This is a genomic window from Mycobacterium sp. 1245805.9 (genome assembly GCF_001672915.1).
Lineage (GTDB): Bacteria > Actinomycetota > Actinomycetes > Mycobacteriales > Mycobacteriaceae > Mycobacterium.
The window spans coordinates 25,332-46,882 of the sequence record NZ_LZKR01000077.1 but is presented as its reverse complement, the minus strand read 5'-3'; the positions used below and the strand labels follow the sequence as shown (position 1 = coordinate 46,882).

General features: G+C 67.3%; 26 protein-coding genes. 10 read left to right on the top strand and 16 right to left on the bottom strand.

Annotation, left to right across the window (positions count from 1 at the left end; all coding sequences use genetic code 11):
* Positions 1-3 precede the first annotated feature (3 nt).
* From A9X00_RS11710 to A9X00_RS11680, 7 genes are all read left to right on the top strand, one after another.
* Complete coding sequence (locus A9X00_RS11710; RefSeq protein ID WP_067153131.1) at positions 4-819, top strand: enoyl-CoA hydratase/isomerase family protein; 816 nt, start codon at positions 4-6, stop codon at positions 817-819.
* Complete coding sequence (locus A9X00_RS11705) at positions 812-1,957, top strand: thiolase family protein (RefSeq protein ID WP_067153130.1); 1,146 nt, start codon at positions 812-814, stop codon at positions 1,955-1,957. Before A9X00_RS11710 ends, A9X00_RS11705 begins: the two co-directional genes overlap by 8 nt.
* Positions 1,958-2,060: 103 nt before the next feature.
* On the top strand, positions 2,061-2,675 hold the full coding sequence (locus tag A9X00_RS11700) for a TetR/AcrR family transcriptional regulator (protein ID WP_067153053.1): 615 nt from the start codon (positions 2,061-2,063) through the stop codon (positions 2,673-2,675).
* A complete protein-coding gene (locus tag A9X00_RS11695) occupies positions 2,672-3,199 on the top strand; it encodes a hypothetical protein (RefSeq protein ID WP_067153051.1) in 528 nt (175 codons plus the stop codon). Before A9X00_RS11700 ends, A9X00_RS11695 begins: the two co-directional genes overlap by 4 nt.
* A 132-nt stretch (positions 3,200-3,331) precedes the next feature.
* Complete coding sequence (locus A9X00_RS11690) at positions 3,332-4,594, top strand: cytochrome P450 (protein WP_067153128.1); 1,263 nt, start codon at positions 3,332-3,334, stop codon at positions 4,592-4,594.
* The gene (locus tag A9X00_RS11685; RefSeq protein ID WP_067153049.1) at positions 4,591-4,779 is read left to right on the top strand and encodes a ferredoxin; all 189 of its coding nucleotides are present in this window, start codon (positions 4,591-4,593) and stop codon (positions 4,777-4,779) included. Before A9X00_RS11690 ends, A9X00_RS11685 begins: the two co-directional genes overlap by 4 nt.
* Before the next feature lie 30 nt (positions 4,780-4,809).
* Complete coding sequence (locus A9X00_RS11680) at positions 4,810-5,106, top strand: DUF1330 domain-containing protein (RefSeq protein WP_067153047.1); 297 nt, start codon at positions 4,810-4,812, stop codon at positions 5,104-5,106.
* On the opposite strand, the gene A9X00_RS11675 is transcribed toward A9X00_RS11680, so the two are convergent.
* The 9 genes from A9X00_RS11675 to A9X00_RS11640 all read right to left on the bottom strand — a co-directional run bounded on the left by A9X00_RS11675 (position 5,103) and on the right by A9X00_RS11640 (position 12,909).
* Positions 5,103-5,303, bottom strand: coding sequence for a ferredoxin (locus tag A9X00_RS11675; RefSeq protein ID WP_067153045.1), 201 nt, complete (start codon positions 5,301-5,303; stop codon positions 5,103-5,105). The genes A9X00_RS11680 and A9X00_RS11675 overlap by 4 nt on opposite strands.
* 11 nt (positions 5,304-5,314) lie before the next feature.
* Positions 5,315-6,520: a cytochrome P450 gene (locus A9X00_RS11670; protein ID WP_067153042.1), complete on the bottom strand. Its 1,206-nt coding sequence runs from the start codon at positions 6,518-6,520 to the stop codon at positions 5,315-5,317.
* Positions 6,521-6,625: 105 nt separating this feature from the next.
* Positions 6,626-7,426: an NAD(P)-dependent oxidoreductase gene (locus A9X00_RS11665; RefSeq protein ID WP_082975093.1), complete on the bottom strand. Its 801-nt coding sequence runs from the start codon at positions 7,424-7,426 to the stop codon at positions 6,626-6,628.
* 18 nt (positions 7,427-7,444) lie between these two features.
* Entirely contained in the window at positions 7,445-8,260 is an 816-nt protein-coding gene (locus A9X00_RS11660; RefSeq protein ID WP_067153041.1) for an NAD(P)-dependent oxidoreductase, read from the bottom strand.
* Positions 8,260-9,147: an alpha/beta hydrolase gene (locus tag A9X00_RS11655; protein ID WP_067153039.1), complete on the bottom strand. Its 888-nt coding sequence runs from the start codon at positions 9,145-9,147 to the stop codon at positions 8,260-8,262. The genes A9X00_RS11660 and A9X00_RS11655 overlap by 1 nt, the downstream gene beginning before the upstream one ends.
* Positions 9,144-10,799, bottom strand: a complete 1,656-nt coding sequence (locus A9X00_RS11650; RefSeq protein ID WP_067153037.1) for an OB-fold domain-containing protein — start codon at positions 10,797-10,799, stop codon at positions 9,144-9,146. Before A9X00_RS11650 ends, A9X00_RS11655 begins: the two co-directional genes overlap by 4 nt.
* Positions 10,800-10,925: 126 nt before the next feature.
* On the bottom strand, positions 10,926-11,243 hold the full coding sequence (locus tag A9X00_RS29815; RefSeq protein ID WP_082975090.1) for a hypothetical protein: 318 nt from the start codon (positions 11,241-11,243) through the stop codon (positions 10,926-10,928).
* A gap of 80 nt (positions 11,244-11,323) precedes the next feature.
* Complete coding sequence (locus A9X00_RS11645; RefSeq protein ID WP_067153125.1) at positions 11,324-11,620, bottom strand: ferredoxin; 297 nt, start codon at positions 11,618-11,620, stop codon at positions 11,324-11,326.
* An 8-nt stretch (positions 11,621-11,628) separates the two neighbouring features.
* Positions 11,629-12,909: an NADH-ubiquinone oxidoreductase-F iron-sulfur binding region domain-containing protein gene (locus tag A9X00_RS11640; RefSeq protein WP_067153035.1), complete on the bottom strand. Its 1,281-nt coding sequence runs from the start codon at positions 12,907-12,909 to the stop codon at positions 11,629-11,631.
* A gap of 31 nt (positions 12,910-12,940) precedes the next feature.
* Between A9X00_RS11640 and A9X00_RS11635 the strand changes: the two genes are divergently transcribed.
* Positions 12,941-13,423: a hypothetical protein gene (locus A9X00_RS11635; protein ID WP_067153033.1), complete on the top strand. Its 483-nt coding sequence runs from the start codon at positions 12,941-12,943 to the stop codon at positions 13,421-13,423.
* A gap of 5 nt (positions 13,424-13,428) precedes the next feature.
* Here A9X00_RS11635 and A9X00_RS11630 read toward each other — a convergent pair whose 3' ends face one another.
* From A9X00_RS11630 to A9X00_RS11615, 4 genes are read right to left on the bottom strand one after another with little or no spacing between them, the layout of a single operon-like run.
* Entirely contained in the window at positions 13,429-14,295 is an 867-nt protein-coding gene (locus tag A9X00_RS11630) for an alpha/beta fold hydrolase (RefSeq protein WP_067153031.1), read from the bottom strand.
* A gap of 11 nt (positions 14,296-14,306) precedes the next feature.
* The gene (locus A9X00_RS11625; RefSeq protein ID WP_067153030.1) at positions 14,307-14,720 is read right to left on the bottom strand and encodes a Rieske 2Fe-2S domain-containing protein; all 414 of its coding nucleotides are present in this window, start codon (positions 14,718-14,720) and stop codon (positions 14,307-14,309) included.
* Position 14,721: 1 nt separating this feature from the next.
* On the bottom strand, positions 14,722-15,867 hold the full coding sequence (locus tag A9X00_RS11620; RefSeq protein ID WP_067153028.1) for an amidohydrolase family protein: 1,146 nt from the start codon (positions 15,865-15,867) through the stop codon (positions 14,722-14,724).
* Positions 15,868-15,904: 37 nt separating this feature from the next.
* Positions 15,905-16,996 carry an amidohydrolase family protein gene (locus tag A9X00_RS11615; RefSeq protein WP_067153026.1) on the bottom strand — a complete coding sequence of 364 codons (1,092 nt, stop codon included), beginning with the start codon at positions 16,994-16,996 and terminating at the stop codon, positions 15,905-15,907.
* Positions 16,997-17,263: 267 nt separating this feature from the next.
* On the opposite strand from A9X00_RS11615, the gene A9X00_RS11610 reads away from it, so the two are divergent.
* A complete protein-coding gene (locus tag A9X00_RS11610; RefSeq protein ID WP_156772043.1) occupies positions 17,264-17,926 on the top strand; it encodes a hypothetical protein in 663 nt (220 codons plus the stop codon).
* Positions 17,927-18,019: 93 nt separating this feature from the next.
* On the opposite strand, the gene A9X00_RS11605 is transcribed toward A9X00_RS11610, so the two are convergent.
* From A9X00_RS11605 to A9X00_RS11595, 3 genes are read right to left on the bottom strand one after another with little or no spacing between them, the layout of a single operon-like run.
* Positions 18,020-18,922 carry an NAD(P)-dependent oxidoreductase gene (locus A9X00_RS11605; protein WP_067153022.1) on the bottom strand — a complete coding sequence of 301 codons (903 nt, stop codon included), beginning with the start codon at positions 18,920-18,922 and terminating at the stop codon, positions 18,020-18,022.
* 9 nt (positions 18,923-18,931) lie between these two features.
* Positions 18,932-19,312, bottom strand: coding sequence for a carboxymuconolactone decarboxylase family protein (locus tag A9X00_RS11600; protein ID WP_067153020.1), 381 nt, complete (start codon positions 19,310-19,312; stop codon positions 18,932-18,934).
* Positions 19,313-19,367: 55 nt separating this feature from the next.
* Positions 19,368-20,792 carry an aldehyde dehydrogenase family protein gene (locus A9X00_RS11595; protein WP_082975084.1) on the bottom strand — a complete coding sequence of 475 codons (1,425 nt, stop codon included), beginning with the start codon at positions 20,790-20,792 and terminating at the stop codon, positions 19,368-19,370.
* Positions 20,793-20,917: 125 nt separating this feature from the next.
* On the opposite strand from A9X00_RS11595, the gene A9X00_RS11590 reads away from it, so the two are divergent.
* Positions 20,918-21,550 carry a TetR/AcrR family transcriptional regulator gene (locus A9X00_RS11590; RefSeq protein WP_232006766.1) on the top strand — a complete coding sequence of 211 codons (633 nt, stop codon included), beginning with the start codon at positions 20,918-20,920 and terminating at the stop codon, positions 21,548-21,550.
* Position 21,551: the final 1 nt, after the last annotated feature.

Below are 21,551 nucleotides of genomic sequence, written 5' to 3'. Positions count from 1 at the left end.
GATGTGACTGCGCCCAGCGATCCCGCGCTGCTCGTCGACGACCGGGGCGGCGTGCGGACACTGACCCTCAATCGTCCGCGCCGCAAGAACGCGATCAATCCCGAGCTGTGGCTCGCGCTGCGGGACGCCCTCGACGAGGCGGGGCGCGACCGCTGCGTGCGTGCGCTTGTCGTCACCGGCGCCGGCGGCGCATTCTGCTCCGGCGCCGACATCTCGGTACCCGACGACATTCATCCGAAATACAAGCTGCAGCGCCTGACCGACGTGGCTCTGGCCCTGCACGAGCTCCCGATCCCCACCGTCGCCAAAGTGACCGGCGTCGCGGTGGGCGCCGGATGGAACCTGGCGCTGGGCTGCGATCTGGTGGTCGCGACCCCGGAATCCACGTTCTGCCAGATCTTTTCCAGGCGGGGCCTCTCCATCGACCTGGGTGGTTCCTGGCTGTTGCCGAAACTCGTTGGCCTGCAGCAGGCCAAGCGTCTGGCGCTGCTCGCCGAGACCATCGATGCGGACGAGGCCCAAGCCCTCAACCTGGTGACCTGGGTGGTGTCCGCCGGCGAGATCGACACCTTTGTCGGGGATCTCGCCGGTCGGCTCGCGTCGGGTCCGCCGTTCGCGCTGGCACAGACGAAGGCCCTGCTGAACGAGGGCGCCGATGGCACGATGCGCGACGCGCTGGCCAACGAGGCGCGGGCACAAATCGGCAATTTCGCGACGGCTGACGCGGCCGCCGCCTATGCCGCTTTCGCCGAGAAACGCGAGCCGTCGTTTACTGGTCGGTGGGCGTTATCGAAAACTGATGGAGAACAAGATGCGTGAGACAGTCATCGTCGAGGCGGTCCGGACGGCGGTAGGAAAGCGCAACGGCGGATTGTCCGGCATGCATCCCGCGGACCTGTCCGCGATCGTCCTCAACGAGCTGCTGGAACGCGCCGGGGTGGGCCCGGACGTCGTCGACGACGTGATCTGGGGATGCGTGTCCCAGGTCGGCGACCAGTCCAGCAACATCGGGCGCTACTCCGTCCTGGCCGCCGGGTGGCCGGAAACCATCCCCGGGACGACGGTCAACCGGGCGTGCGGTTCGAGCCAGCAGGCGCTCGATTTCGCCGTGCAGGCGGTGATGTCGGGTCAGCAGGACGTCGTCGTGGCCGGTGGCGTGGAGGTGATGAGCCGCGTTCCGCTGGGCGCGGCCCGGGCTTCGGGGATGCCCTACGGGCCGAAAGTCCTTGAGCGCTATGACGATTTCTCGTTCAACCAGGGCCTGTCGGCGGAGATGATCGCCACGAAGTGGGGGTTTTCCCGCGGCCAGCTCGACGAGTACTCGGTCCGGTCCCACGAGCTGGCCGCCGCCGCCCAGGACGCGGGCGCCTTCACCGATCAGATCGTTCCGGTGTTCACCGATGACGGGACCATCGTCGCCGACGAGGGGGTGCGCCGGGGCACCACCGTGGAGAAACTGGCCGGGCTCAAGCCCGCGTTCGCCGACGACGGTGTCATCCACGCGGGCAATTCCTCGCAGATCTCCGACGGGGCGGCGGCGCTGCTGGTGACCACGGCGGAGATGGCAGTCGAGTTGGGTTTGACGCCGCTGCTGCGCTACCGGGCCGGCGCCGTCACTGGGGCCGATCCGGTGCTCATGCTCACCGGGCCCATCCCGGCGACCGAGAAGGTGCTCACCAAGGCCGGCGTCTCGCTGGCGGACGTCGGGGTCTTCGAAGTCAATGAGGCGTTCGCGCCCGTCCCGCTGGCGTGGCTCGCGGAAACCGGGGCGGACCCCGATCGCCTGAATCCGCTGGGCGGAGCGATCGCGCTGGGACACCCGCTGGGCGCCTCCGGCGCGGTGCTGATGACGCGCATGGCCCACCACATGCGCGATAACGGGATCCGATACGGCCTGCAGACCATGTGCGAGGGCGGCGGCACCGCCAACGCCACCCTGGTCGAACTGGTCTCGTAACGCCGGCCGCAATCCGGCGCAAATGCGACGCTTGTCACAGCCGCCAAACCAACCTACTGTGTGTTCAGTAGGTTGTTGCACCCGCTAGTTCAGAGGGAGCCCGGTGCCCGTCGCACGGCGATACGACACGCTTCTCGCCAAAGGTGAGGACCGCAAGCAGCGGATTCTCGAGGTCGCGCAACGCCTGCTCACGCGCAACGGTTGGCGCAACACCACGCTCGCCCAGATCGCCGGCGAGGCCGGGGTCACCCCCGCGGGCCTGCTGCACCACTTCGAATCCAAAGAGCAGCTACTGAACGCGGTGCTCGACGCCCGTGACGCCGATGACGACTCCCACGCCGACCGGGCCGGCGACCTGCTGGTCGAGATCGCGCGGGTCGCCGATCGCTTCACGCGGGCACCCGACATGGTCGGCACTTTCACTGTGCTGCTGATCGAAAACATCGATCCCGAGGCCCCGCTGCACGACCGCATGCTGTCCCGGCAGCGTCAAGCCATCGACATCGTCGCCGAACTCATCCGCCGCGGTCAGGCCGACGGCCGGTATCGCACCGACATCGACCCGGCCGTCAAGGCGGTGGAAATCCTCGCCTTCGTCCACGGAATGGAAACGATATGGTTGCTCGACCCTTCGATACCGCTGACCGACGCGTTCAAGGAGTACGCGGAGGCGCTGGCACGGGACTTCGCGCCGCCGACGACCAACGGCAAGACATGAGGTACCGCCTCGACGTGGTCGCCTCCAGCGTCGCCGACGTGGTGCGGTTCGCCGGCGGCTGGCTCTTCGACCGCGCGATGGCGGGCTGGGACGTCACCGTGCTGCTGACCGACCTGGCCGACCGCCCCGACCTCCGGCCGCTGCAGATCATCGGCGCCCGGACGCTCGACCTCGAGGACGCGCTGGCCGCGGTGGGATCCCGGCCGCACCCCCAGGCGCTGGCGGCCGCGGCGGACCTGTTCGGATGCGACTCCCGGGTGCGCAAAGGCGTGCTGCAGGCCCTCGACCAGGGCGTCACCGAGGTCACGCTGTGGGGCGAGAGTTGGCCGGCCGAGCTGGACGACAGCGTTGGCCTGGTACAACACCGGCTGAGCATGGCGGCGAAGATCTTCAAGGGCCAGGCCCTCGCAGCGGCGATGAACGGCGGCGGGACGGCGCACAGCTCGATCGGCTGCCACGAAACGTTCCGCAGCGGGCTGCTGGCGTGGCCGCCGGTGGCCGCCGACCTGGTCCCGGCCGGCTAGTCACCGCTTGCAAACTAGGCAGCCGTCGTTTGACGACGACCAGGCCGTGTGGAAATGTAATACTCATCTCTGAGAGGCTCATTCTCACTGCTGAGATTCGAACGGAGCGACACGGTGAACGACTTCACCAAGATGGATTTCTTCCGCGGCAAAGAGCTCATCGCGGACCCGTACCCTTACTACGAGTCGCTGCGGCAGCAATGCCCGGTGGCCAGGGAACCCCACCACGGGGTCACCATGGTGACCGGCTGGGACGAGGCCTGCACCGTGCTCAACGACGCCCAGACCTGGTCCTCGTGCATCTCGGTGACCGGCCCGTTTCCCGGCTTCCCGGTGAGCCTCGAGGGGCTGGGAAACAGCGACATCACGGAGCTGATCGAGCAGCACCGCGACGAGCTGCCGTTCAGCGACCAGCTGCCCACGCTGGATCCGCCGACCCACACCAACCACCGCTCCCTGCTGATGCGGCTGATCACCCCGAAGCGCCTCAAGGAGAACGAGGACGCGATGTGGGCGCTGGCCGACCAGGCGCTCGACGATTTCCTGGCGCCCGGCCGCGGCGACTGGATCAAGGGCTTCGCCGGCCCGTTCACGCTGCTGGTGATCGCCGATCTGCTGGGCGTGCCCATGGAGGATCGCGACAAGTTCGTCAAGGGCATCGCCGAGCATGCGGGTGGCGGCATCGGGGGCACCGGCAAGGAGTCGCTGTCACACAGCCCGCTGGAGTTCCTCTACGGCCTTTTCTCCGATTACGTGCGGGACCGCCGTCGCGAGCCCCGCGACGACGTGCTGACCGGCCTGGCGACCGCCACCTTCCCGGACGGCTCGATTCCCGACGTCGAAGACGTCGCCCGCGTCGCCAGCAACGTCTTCTCGGCGGGCCAGGAGACCACCGTGCGGCTGCTCGGCGCCGCGTTGCAGACAATCGGGGAGCGCCCCGACATCCAGGCGCAGCTGCGCAGGGACCGCAGCCTGATCCCCAACTTCATCGAAGAGTCGCTTCGCCACGAGAGCCCGGTGAAGGGCGACTTCCGGTTGAACCGCAGGCCGGTCAACGTCGGCGGCGTCGATCTGCCGGCGGGCACCACCGTGATGATCGTGCAGGCGGCCGCCAACCGCGATCCGCGTCGGTTCGAGGAGCCGACCACGTTCGATCCGGCCCGCAAAAACGCCCGCCAGCACATCGCGTTCGGGCGGGGGATCCACAGCTGCCCCGGCGCGCCGCTGGCGCGGGCCGAAACCCGGGTGGCGATCGAGCGGCTGCTCGACCGGACATCGGACATCAGGATCGACGAGAACGTGCACGGTCCGGCGAATGACCGCCGCTACCAATATGTTCCGACGTACATCCTGCGCGGCCTGACCGAACTGCATCTGGAGTTCACGCCGGCATGAAAGTTTCGGTCGACGACCAACGCTGTCGGGGCCACGGCGTGTGCACGACGCTGTGCCCGGAAGTCTTCAGCCTGACCGACGACGGGTACGCCGAGGCGATACCCTCCGACGTCCCAACGGAATTCGAAGCCGCCACCGAGGAAGCCATCGAGTGCTGCCCGGAACAGGCGATCAGCAAGATCTAATCAGACACGCACGCAGGCAAGGAGATTCGAGTGGCTAAGGGGCCGAAGGGGTACGTCATCCTGACCGAGGCCATCAAGGACCCGGAGGGCATGAAGGCCTACGGCCGGGCCGCGGGAGCGGCGATGGGTGGCGTGAATGTTCTTGCGGTGGACACCGCTCCCAAGGTCCTGGAGGGCACGTGGCACGGCGACCAGACCGTCGTGCTGGAATTCGAATCGGTGGACGCTGCCCGGGCGTGGTACGAGTCCGACGCCTACCAAAAGGCCGCGAAGCTGCGCCAGGCGGCGGCCGACTGCAACGCCGTCATCCTTTCCGGATTCGGCTAGCCCTCCACGATGGAGATCGCCTGCCTGGGGCATTGACGGACGGCCTCGCGCACGTCCGATTCGATCTCCGGGGTGACTTCCTCTTGCAGCACGGTCAGCATGTCGTCGTCGCCGAGGTGGAAGATCTCGGGGTTGATGCCCATGCAGACGCCGTTGCTTTCGCACAGGCCCCAGTCGACTTCGATCTTCTTCGTCATCGCGATTCCCCTTACCGAAGTATCTTGACGGGTACATTCTTCCAGCCGGCGACGTTCTGCATGTTCACCCGCTTGCACCCCGCCCAGTCCACCTCGTAGCGCGGCATGAAGTCCAGCAGCCGCTCCAGCGCGAGCCTGCTCTCCAGCCGGGCCAGCGCCGCCCCGAGGCAGCTGTGGATCCCGTACCCGAGACCCAGATGTTGCGCCTCGGTCTGGTCGCGCTCGATGTCGAACGTGTCGGCGTCGGTGAAGGCCTCCGGGTCGCGGTTCGCCGCGGCGCCACACAGGAACACCGGTTTGCCCGCGGGGATCACGCCCCCACTGACGTGGGCCTCCTTCAGGGTGTAGCGGACGTTGTATTGCACCGGCCCCTCGTAGCGCAGCAGCTCTTCCACCGCGCCCGGGATCTTGCTGCGGTCGTCTTGCAGCTTCTGCCACTGGTCGGGGTGATGGGCGAAGATCACCGCGGCGTTGCCGAGCAACTTGGTGACGGTCTCGGCGCCCGCGCCGCCCAACAGCGTGGCGAAGCCGGTGATTTCGATGTCGTCGAGCTTGCGGGGCTGACCGTTCTCGCCGGGGATCTCCGCCGCGATCAGCCGGCTGATCATGTCGTCCTGCGGGTCTGCGCGCCGCTCCTGGATGAGGCCGAAGTAGTACATCGCGGTATCGATGTTGGCCTGCATCCCGGCTTCGCTGATCTCGATCTGACCGGGTTCGTGATGCAGGCTGGTGTCGATCCAGTGGCGCACCTGCTGGCGGTATTCCTCGGGGACGCCGGCCATCCGGGTAATGACCTCCACCGGGAACGGGCCGGAGAAGTCCTGCACGACGTCGAAATTGTCGGGGTCCGCGGCCCCCAGGTACTTCTCGATCACTTCCTTGATCGTCTCGACCTGCGACTGAATGGCGCGCGGGGTGAACGCCTTGTTGAGCAGGCTGCGCATGTGGCGATGCTCCGGCGGGTCCATGAAGATGATCGACTTCTGTTCGGGGGGGATCCCTTTGCGCACCATCGCGAGGTCGCAGCCGCGCGCCGAGGAATACGTCTCGAAGTCCTTGAACCCGGCCGCGACATCGACGTGCCGGGTCAGCGCGTAAAAGTCCTCTTTTTCGTCGTAGTACAGCGGCGCGTCCTCGCGCATCCGTCGATAGATGTCGAACGGATTGTTGAAGAACTCCTCGGAGAACGGATCAAAGACGACCTTGGGCTTGGTCACTGCATGCTCCTCATCGGCGGGCTGAACCGTTACAGCGGATTGCCTGACTGTAACGCTAACGGTAGCGGTTTCGTGACGAGGCGAAAAGACCAAAACACCTCCATGTCAGACCTTCCCGCCGACCTCGACGGCCTTGATGACTTGCTCCAGTGCGCCCAGGTTGCCGCCCAGCTCCGCAGCGATGCCGCGCACCACCGCCACGTCTTTGCCGACGAATTCGCCCGCTACCTCGACAAACGAGCCGACGGAGCCCCGGGCGGCGACGATGTCCAGCACCCGGCTGGTGGCGCTGCCGTGGGGGGGGGCCCCAAGCCGCGCCGACTCGGGGACGCCCAGGCTGTCGCCCAACCGGACGGCCTCCGCGAGCAGCCCGATCTGGCCGGCGAACAGCGCGTTGTTGACCAGCTTCACCTTCTGGCCGGCGCCGATCGGCCCGACGTGCAGGACCGGATCGCCGTAGCAGTCCAGCACGGGTCGCGCTCGGTCCACGGCGCCGTCGGCGCCACCGACGAAGAGCGTCAGCATGCCGGCGGCGATGTCGTGCGGGCCGCCGCTGACCGGGGCGTCGACCACGCCGACGTCGCCGGCGCGGGCGGCGATGGCCTCGATCGTCTTGGGGCTGGCGGTGGTGTGCACCACCAGGGTGGAACCCGGCCGCATCGTGCGCAGCAGGGCGCCGTCCAGGCAGACCTGCCGCACCTGTTCGTCGGTGAACACGCAGACCACCACGATGTCGGCCCACGGACCGAGGTCACCCACGTCGTCCACCGCATGGGCACCGAGCCACGCGACGTCGCGGCGTTGCTGGTCCGAGCGGGCCACGGCCCGGACGTCGTGGCCGGCATCGATGAGCCGGACCACCATGGGGCTTCCCATCCGGCCCGCGCCGATGAAGCCGACTTTCATCGGGCCCTCATCGGGTCCTCATCGGGGATGCCCCATCAGGGTCAGCGTGGCGTCGGCCGCGTCGAGCACGGTGCCCCCGCCGGCCGCGGCCCGCTCGGCGAGTTCGACGATCAACCGGACGTCCTTCTGCAGCAGCGTCCCGGCCAGCCCGGCCAGGCGGTCCAGGCCGTCGATCCCGCCAAGGACGTTGAGCGCGAAGCTGTTTGCGCTGCCGCGCGAGACGACTTCGACGAGCCGGTCCGGGGCGACGCCCAGCGCGTTGGCCAGCGACAGGGTGGCGGCCGCGGTGCCCAGGTTGGCGGTGAACAGCAGGTTGTTGAGCAGTTTGGTGGTCTGCCCGGATCCCAGGTCGCCCAAGTGCACGACGGGGTCGGCGTAGGTTTCGAGGACCGGACGGCACCGCTCGACAACCTCGGCGTCGCCGCCGACCATCACCAGCAGGCGCCCCTCCGCCGCCGCCCCTCCGCCGCCGCTCACCGGTGCGTCGATGACCGAAACTCCATGATTTTCAGCCTGTTTCGCGAGCTCGCGGCAGGTGTCGGGATGGACCGTGCTGTGCACGGCGATGACGCTGCCCGGTGTCATGGCCGCCAGCAGGCCATCGTCGCCGCCGGTGAGTTCCTCGATGTCGGCGTCGCCGACGACGCACAGGCAGACGAGATCGCTCGCCGCGGCGAGATCGGCCGGCGTCGGGGCGATCTTGGCCGGGGTGTCGGCGAACGGCTCCAGCGACGCGGGCCTGCGCGCCCACAGTGTCGTCTCGTAGCCGCCCTCGACGATCCGGCGCGCCATGGGGCCGCCCTGACTGCCCAGGCCGATGAACCCAACCCGCATCAACCGGCCTCCAAATCGTCGGCTTCCGCATCCGTTGACCGCTCGTCCGCGCATTCCGCCACGAACGCAAGCACTTTCGCGTGGTAGTCGGGGGCGGTATGGCCGAGGCTGATGTTGTGCCCGGCGTCGGGTTGACGATGCACCACGAACCGCGGCGCCGCGGAGAACAGCGCACTGATCTGGGTCACCGCCGCGTCGTCGGCCTGCCAGACCTTTTCGTGCTCGGCGATGCTGAAGTGCACGGGGACGCGCACGGCGGGCGCCAGCTGCGGGAAGGTCTGCCGCGCCCAATCGGACACCATTTGGTCCTCGTAGGCCGGGGCCGTGGGGGAAACCGTTGCGCCGCCGAGGACCTCGGGCGGATACAGCTCCGCCGGGCTCCACAGCAGGTCCCGCATGCCCGGCGGGCGGCGTTCACGGGTAGCGGTTTTCAGTATTTCCTTGGCCGCGGGGTGGTAGTGCCGACCGGTGCCGGCCAGTTCGATGCCGAGCAGGTCGGCACCGCGCGCGTCGGCGGCCATTCGCATCGTCAGCTCGCAGCCGCCGGAATGGCCCCACACGAATACGCCCGCGCCGCGCGGTCGTTCGCCGAGGATGCGCTCCACCGCCCCGTACGCAAGGTCGACTCGTTGTTCGCCGGTGATCATCGCGTCGGGATACGGAGCGGAACTGCCATAGCCGGGCCGGTCGAGGGCGACGACGGTGAATCCGTTCGCTGCGCCGGTGCGCAACAACGAATACGGCGGGTGGCCGGGGCAGTCGAAATACAGCGCGGTGGTGCCCCCGCCGTGGATGGCGACGATCACGGCCTTGGGCGCTTCGGCCTCGGCGACCAGGGCCGACATCGGCACCCCGTCGACGATGACCAGCCGGGGACGGACGGTCATGTGTCCGCCCGCAACAGGAGCACGCCGCTGGGGGTGAGGCCACCGCTGCTGACCACGCCGACGCGGGCGTCGGTCACCTGCCGGTCGCCGGCCTCGCCGCGCAGTTGGCTGACCGCTTCGTGCAGCAGGCCCATGCCGTGGGTGCGGCCGTGCGACAGTTGGCCGCCGTGGGTGTTGAGCGGCAATTGTCCGTCGCGCGCAATGTTCTTGCCGCCGTCCAGGAATTCCTTGGCCTCACCGATGCCGCAGAATCCCAGCGCCTCGATCCAGGACAGGCAGTTGAAGGAAAACCCGTCGTAGAGTTCGGCGACGTCGACATCGTTGGGCCGCAACGAGGTACGGGTCCACACATGCGCCGCCTGGCCCAGCACCTGTGGCTCGTGCGTCAAAGTGCTTTGGTCCCAATCGAGTCGCTCGACGATCTGGGTTCCGACGGCCTCCACCAGCACGGGCGGCTTGGCCAGGTCGCGGGCCGCGTCGACGGCCGAGACGATGACGGCGATCGCGCCGTCGCACGGCACGTCGCAGTCGTAGAGCCCGAACGGCGTGGTGATGGGCCGCGCGCCCAGGTAGTCGTCCATCGTCATCGGGGTGCGGTAGATGGCGGTCGGGTTGAGTTCGGCGTTGGCGCGCTGGTTCAGGGCAATCCAGCCCAGCGTCTCTTTCGTTGTGCCGTAACGATGGAAGTGCCGCTGAGCGTTCATCGCCAGCGTGTGTGCGGCCGAGGTGGCGCCGAATGGCATCTGCCAACCCGACATCCGGCCCATCGAGGGCGCGATCTTGCCCTGCTTCATCAGCTCGCCGTGGGTGGCTTCCCACAGCGTCCGGAAGCACAGCACGTGCCGGGCCAGGCCGCAGGCCACGGCGAGCATCGCGGCGATCACCGAACCACCCGGGCCGAACGTCTCCATGGCGCCGTTGTGCCACACCGGCCGAATACCCAGCGCGGCCTCGAGGGCGGTGACGCCGCCCTCCCCCATGCCAGCGACGGTCAACGCGCCGGGGTAGGTGGACAGGCCGTCGATGTCGGCATACGTCAGCCCGGCATCGGCGATGGCCGCCTCGCACGCCTGAACGGTCAGCGACAGCGGCAGCTGCATCAAGCGGCGGCCGATCGGCGACATGCCGATGCCGGTGAGCGCGACCTTGTCCTCGAACTTCTCCGGAGTCAGCATGGGTTGCACGTGTTCGCCGAAGCGTTCGGGCGCGATCTCGTCGGACGGCAGGGCTGCGGGTTCGGCATCGGGAACCGGCCGAAACAGCGGAAACCACACGTCCTCGACCTGCTCGAAGACCACCTCTACCTGTTGACCGAGCTCCAGGCGTTCGAAATCGCACTCGACGATGTTGGTGGTCAGCCGCACGCGCGGGTCCTCGGCGATCGCCACCTGGGCGACAACGTAGGGCGCGGCCAGCCCCGGCAGGCTGAACCGCTCGTTGATCGTGAACCCCGCGAGCGTCGCCCTGCCGGAGAGGTCCCGCACGCCCACGTCCCGGGACCGGCAGTACCGGCACACCGGCGCGGGCGGATGGATCAGCGCATTGCAGCTGTGGCATTCCTGCAGCCGCAGCGTGCCGTCGGCGCCCGACGTCCAAAAGAACTCGTTGTCCTGCGTGAGGAGGGGCAGCGGTCGTCCGGGTGCGGCTGACACGTCACCTCCGGGAAGTCGAAACGGTCCGCCAAAAACGCGGTAGGCCCGTTATACGAATCGGAGAATTACGTTATCACCCCGCAGGCAGGACGCCGCCGTGTGGGGAGTCCCCGAGATGGGCAGCCGTCAGACTGGCACCCAGAGGGTGCCCAAGACGACGCCCCAACGCTGAAAGCCGTTACTCCACACCGGCGCCTCCGGTGCCCACCACGGCTTTGGCGGGGGCGGCGGCACATTCAGCGGCGCGAACGACGGCGCGTACGGCGGCGGAGGCGTGTACCAGGCCGGCGGCGCTGGTGGCGGACCGCACACCCCGGTCGCCGTATTCCATGACATGTTGCGGTCGCAGTCCGCCCAGCTGACTGCCGGCGTCGCGACCGCAGCGGCCATTGACACGAACGGGACCGCGACAAGAGCGGCCAGACGACGACCAAACCACCTCATGGAGGCCTCCCAAAGGGAACCATCCCGACCTTGGACGGCTTCAGCTTATGCGTTCGACGCGGCCATAACCAGGCGTCCCATCAACGCGTGAAGCCCCATTCGGCTTCGTTAGCTTCGGTGTTGACGTGCGCGGCCGGGTCCGCGTCGGTGCTCGGCGGCGGCGGCACGACGTCCGGTCGGCGTTCGTCCATTTCCATGATGGCGTGCACCGGGCAGTCCATCAGGGCACGCATGACCGCGTCGCGGTCGGCCTCGGGCACGGTGCCGTCGCCGATCAGGCACGCGTATCCCCAGTCGTCGAGCGAGAAGTATGCGGGCGCGTGCTTGGCGCAGATGCCGAAGCCGTCACAGAGGGTGCGGTCCAGGTGGATTCTCATGCCCTCGCTCACGCGTAGATCACCGCCTCCACCTCATAGGGCCGCCCGGCGCTAAAGGCGTTGGCGCGGCACGGTTCACAGGCGTTGTCGAGATGCTGGGCCACCGCCTGGGGGAACTGGTCGAGCATGCTGGCGGCCACGTTCGTCGCCGCGTCCAGCGTGGCGCAGGCCCCGCGGCCGCGCAGCGTCACCGACCAGTGGCGCAGCCGGTCCACGTCTTCGGGGGCGGCGGCGCCGTCGCGGAGCGCCGCGGCGACGGCGGCCATCGCGGCGGTGCCGTTGAAGCAGGAGCCGCATTGGCCCGCGTTCTCGCGATCGAAGTAGGCCAGCACCGACGCGGCGACCGCCACCGGGCAGTCGTCGGCGATCACCGCGATCGCACCGCAGCCCAGCCCGCTGCCGAGGCCACGGAACGTCTCGTGGTCCAAGGTGGCGTCCAGCACGCTGCGGTTCAGCAGCCCGGCGAAGTAGCCACCCAGCAACGCGCCTTGGACCCGATCCGGCGAAATACCATGCAGGGCAAGCAGATCGGCGAACGGCAGCCCATGCGGAACCTCGTAGAGGCCCGGCGGCCGACCGCCGCCGGTCAGGGTCACCAGGAAGGTTCCGGGGGAGGACGGCGTGCCCAGCGAGCGGAACTCCCCGGAGCCATGGCGCTGCAGGTAGGGCAGGTTGGCCAGGGTCTCCACGTTGCTCACCAGGGTGGGCCGCCCGCCGACGCCCTGCTGAAATGGCCGCGGCGGCTTGTCCGTTGGCTTGACCGGTCCGCCGTTGATCGCGCGGGTCACCGCGGTCTCCTCGCCGGCGATGTATCCCGGGGCGACGTTGACCACCTCGATCGCGACGTCGCCGGGCGTGTGCTCCGTGAGCGCCGCCTGGACACTGCGGGCCGCTTCCGCGTCGGACAGGTAGACGTAGGCGCTGTCGGCGCCCACGATCGCCGCGGCCAGCCGCAGCCCGTCGAGGACCAGGTGCGGCCGGTGCCGCAGCAGCCATCGATCCTTGATCGAGGCCGGTTCGCCCTCCTCGCCGTTGGCGACGACGACCGAGCCACCCGCCGCGCGCCCGTTGTCGCGCACGGCGCGCAGTTTCACTGCCATCGGAAAGGCCGCGCCGCCCCGGCCCTGCAGCCCGCTGCGTTCGACTTCGCCGAGCAGGTCGTCGGGGTCGGCGAGCGGACGATAACCGCCGAATTCGAGGTAGGCCTGGTAGTTTTCGCTCCCTTGGCCGGGTTGATCCCCCAGCAGCCGCGACGGGCAACCGGGCCAGGTGGTGACCGTGATACCCATCGCCTAGCTCCACATCGTTAGTCTGGCGCACATGCGAACCGCGGTTGTGCGCGTCAACGTGGATCCTTCCGGTGTCCTCACGGCTGAACAGTTAGGACACGGCATGACCGCACTCCTCGGGCTTGCCGGCGAGCTGGGCTTGGCGGTCGTCGAGAACAACCTGGCGGCCATGCCGTCCGGCCGTCGCGAGGTGGAGATTCTGATTGCAGGCGACGACGCCGACGCCGTCAAGCGCGTCGGGCTTGAGTTGTGCCGCAGAGCTTTTGGTGATTTTGACGCCGCGCCGGTGGTCGGCGTGGTGACGTTCATCAGCCGGGGAACCGACGACGACGCGCACGGTGTGTTGTCCGGTTTCGGGCTCACCGGCGAGATCGTCCGCGTGCCCGGCGACGACGGTTTCGACATCGTCCAGGTGACCCTGCGCGAGGCCGACCTGGAGCGCGTTCCGGAAAGCCGGATACACACCGCACTCGAGGCGTCGCTCAACTGCGAGGTTCGCATTCGCACCGTGTAATCGCATCAGGAGCCCAAGAATTCGAGGATCGCCGGGGCGGCCTGGACCCAGGTGTCGAACATGTTGAAGTGCGACACCCTGCCCGCCGCGCGGTCTTCGGATGCCCGCTCCCAGGCGTCCTCCGGCCAGGGTGGGTCGATCAGCTTGGAGCCTTTGATCAGGCAGCTGACCTCCAGCGACGTCCGTTTGGGGTGATCCATGTCGTTCTCGCCGCCGCGAATGATCAACGTGGGGACCTTGATTCGATCGAACATCTCGTCCTCGACCCCGGGAATCGTCTGCCCGGGCTTGGAGACGAACGCATTCAGCCAGCGCAGCATGACCTTGAGAAACTCGTCGGAGTCGAAGTCGAGGAACCGCTGCTTGTTGGCGGGGTTCTGCTCGATGCGCTCGCGCCATTCCTGCACCTTCATCACGCCGTCCATTCCGGTGCCGCGCACCGCGAGAATGCTCGGGATGATGTAGAAGGAGCCCAGCACGAACGTGCCGTAGATGCCGCCGACGATGTTCCACACCACGAGTTTGGTGACCATCTCTGGGTAGAGCATTGTCGTCAGCATGGAATCCCTTGCGCCGCCGGAGCCTCCGGCGAGGATGCAGCGCTCGAAGCCCAAACCCGTCACCAGCTTGTGCAGCGTCTCGGCGCGCATGTGCGACTCGCTTTGGCCGTAGAACTGCACATCCGAGGCCCCGCAGTTGGGCCGGTCCCACAGCAGCACCCGATAGCCGCCGGCGGCCAACGCGTCGGCCAGTGGACGCAGGCCCTCGATCTCCTTGCTGAACCGGCCCCCCGGCGTCAGGGCAATGAGATCTCCGGTATCACCGAGGATTTCGTAGACGACGTTCCCGCCATTCACCTCGAATGTCGACACAGATGCTCCCGTCACGCCATCACCAGAACGTCGTTGCCGACGACTCGCACCGGGTAGGTGCGGATGCTCCACTCCGGCTTGACCGCGGTCGTGCCGGTCGCAAGCTCGAAACCCCATTGATGCCAGGGGCAGTAGATGAACTCCAGGTCCCGCACCATGACCGCGTCGCCAGCAGCGGTCTCGTCGACGATCGTGCGTCCTCGCGCGCGCCCCGAGCACAGCGGACCGCCCTGGTGCGGGCAGTAATTCGCGATGGCGTAGAAGGAGCCGTTGACGTTGTAGACGCCGACGCCGTGTCGCCCGATGGGCACCAGTTTGTGGCTGCCGGGCGGGATTTCGTCCACCGTCGCCACGATGTGTTCGCGGCCCTGCGCGAGGCGGGGCTGGGGCGGCCTGCTGGTTGCCCCTTCTTGTTCTGCCGCCAACTCAGTACACCCGGGTCTGGCCCTCGAGGACCGGCACCGTCTCCGGAAGGTGGTACGTCGCGATCCCGTTCTTGAACATCACCGCGTCCCGCGCCGCCTTTGGCAGGTGCTTGACCAACCAGCGCGGGTCATCGAACGTCCAGTGCGGGTAGTCGGAGGAGAACAGCAAGATCTTGTCGCACTCCATCCACTCCAGGGCGCGGGTCAGCTCGGTCTTGTCTTCCGGGTAGTCCAGCGGCTGGGTGGTGAACTTGATGTGCTCCTTGACGTAGTCCGACGGCTTGCGCTTGATGTCCACCCGCGACTTGCGGGCCTCATAGAGCCGGTCCATCCGCCACATCAGCGGCAGGATCCAACTGAATGCGTGCTCGACGAACACGATGCGCAGCGTGGGGAATCGGTCGAAGACGCCGTCGAAGATCAGGCTCATCACCTGGTTGGCGGCCAGCAGCGAGTAGGTCACCATGAAATCGTGGTTGTAGCTCGGCAAACCCACCGGCGGCGTCGGCAGCATCTCGTAGTTGCTGCGCGACAGGTGGCAGCTCACGGTGATGTCGTGCTTGGTGGCGGCCTCCCAGATCGGGTTGTACCTTGGGTGGCCCCATGACGGCCGCGGCTCGGCCTTGATCAGGATCTGCGCCATGTACGGATGGCCGGCCCACGTCTCGATCTCGCGCGCCGCCCCCTCGGGATCCTCGATCGCCGCGCAGATCGAACCCCGCCAGCGCTCGTGCCAGTTGTTGTGGCTGTCGAGCCAGTGGTTCGCCTGCCAGTGATTGAGCGCCGTCGAGAACGCCTGGTGCGCCTCGGCCAACCGCGGTGTGCGCCCGCCGGGCTCCAGGATCGCGATGTCCGAGCCCGCTTGCATGATCAGTTGCCGGAACGCCATGTCCGGGTCGCTGCAGGCGAACTCGCCGTCGGGCGGAAAGGCGTCGGCGCGCATCGCGAAGGTGTGCGCGTAGTCGGGAGCGTCGTAGTAGATCAGCTCGCCGACCTTGTGGTCCAGGAAGAACTTGCTGCGCCACGGCTCCGGGATGTACTGGGTGAGCTCGCCGCGCTTCGGCACCGGGTGGACATCGGAGTCGACGCACCGGACGGCTATACGCTCGGCGGCGGGAACCCGTTCGTGTATGTGAGTCAGCGTCATCTTTGTCTCCTCCGTCTCCCTTGTCCTAATTCTGCGACTAGCCCGCTGCCAGGTCGACCGAAATGTCGATCCCGTACAAGTTGGCCGCGTTGCGCCAGCACAGCTTGTCGCGCTGTTCGGCGGACAGCGATGCCGGCACCCTGCCGACGTCGTTGCTCTGCCAGTGCGGGTAGCTCGAGCCGAACATCACCATGTCTTCCTTGCCGGTGAAGCCGAACCATTCGCCGGCGAACTCGGCATCGGGCGGACCGTCGAGGCTGCCCTGCACGAAATACACGTGGCCGGGGATGTAATCGCTCGGAATTCGCGGCGCCCAGGGCGTCTGTTCCAGGTGGGGCCGGCCGAAGGTGTCCATGCGCCAGATGAACGGCGTGAGGAAGTCCGCGGCGCCGTCGGCCCAGACGAACTTCAGGTTCGAGAAGCGCTCGAAAACACCCTCGGCGATCATGTTCATCAGGTGATACAGGTAGTTCAGCGCCATGAAGCTGACGTACTGCTCGTAGGTCAGGGTGTGTCCGGACGGCGTCGGCGGGAAGCCGATGCCCTCGCCCGTCTCGATGTGCACGGCGACCGGGAGCCCCGCGTCGGCGGCGGCCTCCCACAGCGGCCAGAACTGCGGCTTGCCGTACAACTCGCGGGATTGCAGCGGGATGCCGATCTGGACGACGCGCGGGTGGGCGCGCCACTTCTCGATTTCGCGCAGGGCGCCGGCGATGTCGTCGGGGTTGACGCGGATGGTGCCGCGGAAACGCTCGCCGAACTCGGCGGAATCCAGCCAGCGCGACACCATCATCTCGTTGTGGGCGGCGTGCAGCGCGGTGCCCAGGTGACGGTCGGGCATGATGCCGCGTCCCATCGGATGCAGGATCGCCACGTCGACGCCGCGCTTCGAAAACAGCTCGCTACCAACAAATTCCGGATCCGAACCCGGATACTGGCGGTCCGGGCCCTGGGTGTTCGGCGCGTATTCGCCGCCCGGCGCGCCGTACCAGTCCATCTCGTAGTCGGGAAAACCGCGGCTCTTGAAGGGCTCCCGCAGGAACGAGCGCAGGTCCTTGTTGGACGGAAAGAAGATGTGCACGCTCGCGTCGATCAGCGGGGTGCGGGTTCCGTCAGCGTGTTCGATCACGTAAGCCGTCCCTCGGCTCGGGAAGCCAAAATGAGCCCGATGAGGGCATCTGATAGATAATCTAACATTCTCGTCGGTCGCCAATCAAACGGTGTTTTCGGTAAGCGTTTCGGTTAATCATCGGCCCTGGTGGCCATTGGTTTTGCAAACGTTTGGGTAAGTAGCGTTCTTGGATAAGGATAATAGCATTCTCAATCTTGTTGGTGGACTCGCGCGGTGCACGCCGGACGCCGAAGCGGGCCTGCAGCGGACGGTACGATCCGTCGCGTGGTGAGGACCGTGCACGCGTCCATGGTGCGCTGGACCGGCCTCCTCTTCGTGATCGGCGCGGCGCTGTTCGCGCTCGGTGTCCTGCTCTCGCTGCTCCGCGCTTTGCCGCCGCTGCTCTCGGCGCTGACCTACGCGGTCGGAGCGGTGTTCTTCACGGCCGCCGCAACGCTTCAGCTCGTCCTCGCGCGCCGCGCGCTGCCCGAGGCCGAGCGGCACTCGTTGCCGTTGCGGGCGCGCACCGCCGATTGGCTGGCCGCGGCCATCCAGTTGGTGGGGACCGTGCTGTTCAACATCAACACGGTGGACGCCGCGGTAACGATCGGCGCGCGCCCGGAGCTCATAGACGTCGACGTGTGGGTGCCCGACATGGTCGGTTCCGTCGCGTTCCTGGTGTCCTCGGCCATCGCGATCGTTCCCGAGGTCCGGGCCCGCCGGCACTCCCACGTCGCCAGCGCCTCGCAGCGCATCGCGTTCCTCAACTTCGCGGGCTCGGTGTTGTTTCTCGCCTCGGCCGCGGGCGCGCTGGTGTTGCGCTCGGGGGCCGACGTCAGCCTGGTGTGGGCCAACGTCGGCACGTTCTTCGGCGCCCTGTGCTTCCTGTTGGCAGCCTGGCTTTTCGGCTGGCCGCCTCCTAACCGGGCCTTCGGGCGTCGCGTGTGAACTGTGGGCCTAGCGTGTGAATGCTGGGCGGAAAAATCGCCGAATTCCCTCCGCTGGTACACAATCAAAGCCGTTAGTGCACACTCGACGCGATTAGCCCGGAAGCGGCCCCACCGGGCCCACGGTGACGCCGGCGGCCCGCTCGAACGGTTTGATCACCGATGTGAAATCGGAATCCGGGCCTTCCTCGATCGCGGCGGCCTCCCAGAGCCGGCCCACCGTTTCGGCGACGTCGGCCGGTGCGCCAAGCGCTTTCACCTCGTCGAGATACAGCCGCACGTCTTTGACCATCAGCCCGGTGGCGAAGCCGTAGTCGAAGGTGCGCGGGAGGATCGCGCGGGGGAACTTGTCGCGGCTCGCGCTCGTCGCACCAGAACCCGCGTTGAGCACCTCGATCATCACGCCCGGATCGAGCCCGGCTTTCACGCCCATCACGACGACCTCCGCCGTCGCGGCCAAAACGTTGGCCGCCAGGATGTTGTTGGCCAGCTTCATCGTCTGCGCCGAGCCGGGTTTCTCCCCGATGTAGTAGGGACGCCCGATCGCCTCGAGAGCGGTTCGTATGGCGTCGAATTCGTCACGCGGGCCGGACACCATGACCGCGAGCGAGCCCCTTTCGGCTCCGCCGACGCCGCCGCTGACCGGGCAGTCGATCGCGGCGATGTTCCGTTGCGCCAGCAGGTCATGGATGCGCACCGCCGTGCGGCTGCCGACGGTTGAGAAGTCGACGTAGCGCTTGACGCGCGAACCCTCGATCACGCCTTCGGCACCGGTGGCCACCGCGACCGACGCCGCCGGCGTCGGGAGGCTGGCCATGACGGTCTCGACCCGATCGGCGACCTCTTTTGACGACGACGCGGCGCGCGCCCCGGCGGCGACGAGGCGCTCGAGCGCCGCGCCGTTGGTGTCAAACGCGACGACGTCGTGGCCTTGTTGGATGAGGCGACTCGCCATGGGAAACCCCATGTTTCCCAGGCCGATGAACCCGACCTCCATCGCGAACCCCTAGGCCTCATCCACTTCGGCGAACGCCTCCCGCGCGATGCGAAAGCTGTCGACCGCGGCCGGCATGCCGGCGTAGATGGCGACCTGGAGGAATACCTCGCGAATTTCGTCGCGCGTCACGCCGTTCGTCAGCGCCGCCTTGACGTGCAACCGTAATTCGTTGGGGCGGTTGAGGACCGAGATCATGGCCAGGTTGAGCATGCTGCGGGTCTTGAGGGCCAGTCCGTCGCGTCCCCAGACCGCGCCCCAGCAATACTCGGTGACGAGGTCTTGCAGTGGCTTGGTGAAGTCATCCGCGCCGGCCAACGCCTGGCTGACATACTCTTCGCCCAACACGGCCGAGCGGATCTCGAGGCCGCGCTGGTATGTTTCGCGATCCAATGGTCTTCTCCTTCGGGTTCATTGCGAGGACGAATCGTACGAGAGCGCGGGTGCGTCACAGCCGAACCACGACGGTCTTGGTGGCCGTGAACTCATCGAGCGCCTGATAGCCCTTCTCCCGGCCGTATCCGGACTTCTTGAAGCCGCCGAACGGCAGCTCCACGCCGCCGCCGGCGCCGTAGGTGTTGACATAGACCTGGCCGGCGCGGATCTCGGCCGCGAGCCGGTGGGCGCGGGACAGTTCGGCGGTCCACACCGCGCCCAGCAGGCCGTACTGCGTGCCGTTGGCCAGTCGGATCGCCTCGTCCTCCTCGAAGAACCGGTTCACGGTGAGGACGGGACCGAAGATCTCCTCTTGTGCGATCGGCGATGCGGGGTCGACGTCGGCGATGACAGTGGGTGCGAAGTATGCGCCGTCCGCCAGCCGTGCATCAGCTGGGGGCGCACCACCGCAAAGGATTTCGCCTTTGGCGTTGTCGGAGACCATCGACTGGACCCGGCGCTGCTGCTTGCGCGAGATCAGCGGTCCGAGATCGTGATCCTCGACCCCGGGCCCAATCGTCGCCGACGACATGAGCTGGCAGACCATCTCCACCAGGGCGTCGTGAACGGAATCGTGCACCAGCAGCCGCGAGCCGGCCGAACAGGTTTGACCGCCGTTCTGCAGGATCGCGCGCACAATCGATTCCGCGGCAGCTCCCAGGTTTGCGTCCGGAAAGACGATTTGTGGGGACTTACCGCCCAACTCGAGGGTGGTGGGAACCACCCTGTCCGCGGCGGCATGGGCGACAACCGATCCGGTCTCCGTCGATCCGACGAAGCCCAGGTGGTCGACGTCGGGGTGCGCCGCCAGCGCGGCGCCGGCCTCGGCGCCTATCCCGGTCACCACGTTGAGCACCCCCGGCGGCAGGCCCGCCTGAACTGCGATGCGTGCTAATTCGACCGCGGTGCGAGGGGTTTCGTCGGCGGGCTTGACCACGGCGCAGTTGCCCGTCGCGATTGCTGGAGCCACGGCGCGCGCGAGCAACTGCATCGGATAGTTCCAGGCGATGATATGCCCGGTGACACCGAACGGCTCGCGACGGGTATATGCGTGCAAATCCGTTGACAGCGGGATGGTTTGGCCGTAGTAGCTGTCGATAGCGTGGCCATAGAAGCGGAAGTACCGTGCCGCGACGGTGGCGTCGCCACGTGCCTGCGTCAGTGGCTTTCCGGTGTCTTCACTTTCGATTCGGGCCAACCGCTGGTGGTTTTGGTCGATCAGATCGGCGATCCGGGTTAGCAGTGTTGCCCGCTCGGCCGGCGGCGTGTCGCGCCAGCGCTTGGATGCCGCGCGCGCCGCCGCGACCGCGCGATCCACCTCGTCCGCACCGGCGCGAGACACCGATCCCAGCGGCCAGCCCGTTGCCGGGTCGATGTTGTCGTAGACCTTTGTTGACGCCACCGATGCGCCATCGATGAACGACTGCGTGATGGTCACGATGGCCCCTGACTCGATTGCGTCCTACCCACGGTTATCTATACGCAGTTGTATATTTCTGTCAACCGGTTGGGCCCGGGCTGGTCAAATAGACAGATATGCGCAAAAGCGTATATTTAGCGCTCGTGGTGACACCGACCCGGCGCGGAAGGCCTACGCAGGCGGAAGCCAAGAAGCTGCATCAAAAACTCCGCAAGGCCGCCGTCGCAACGTTCGTCAAGAACGGCTATGACGGGGCCACCATGGACGCGATCGCCAAAGCGGCCGGCATCACCCGCCGAACGTTGTATGCCCGCTATCCCGACAAGCGCGCCGTTTTCCTCGACGTCATTCCCTGGGCGCTCACGCGTCGGACCGAGCGGGAAGCGGACTACGACCTCGACGACGGCGACCTGCGCGCATCCCTCGTCGCCGTCGGCCGCGCCGGGCTCGCGCGGGCGATAGACCCGGACATCGTGCGCCTGACGCGGATCGCGATGAACGAATCGGCCCGGTTCTCGGAGTTCGCAGTCAGCGCGCACTCGATGACCTGGTCGCCCCGACATCGACAGGTGATGGACTTGCTGCGCCGGCACCATGAAGCCGGAACCATCGAGGTCGGAGATTTCGAGTCAACCGCCGGCCACTTCATCGCGATGATCGAACACCTGCCCGCCCGGCTGGCCGATTTCGGCATCTATCGCAGCGCCGAGGAAGAGGAGCGACACTTGCAACACGCGGTCGATCTGTTCCTTTACGGCATATTGCGCCGCAACTGAT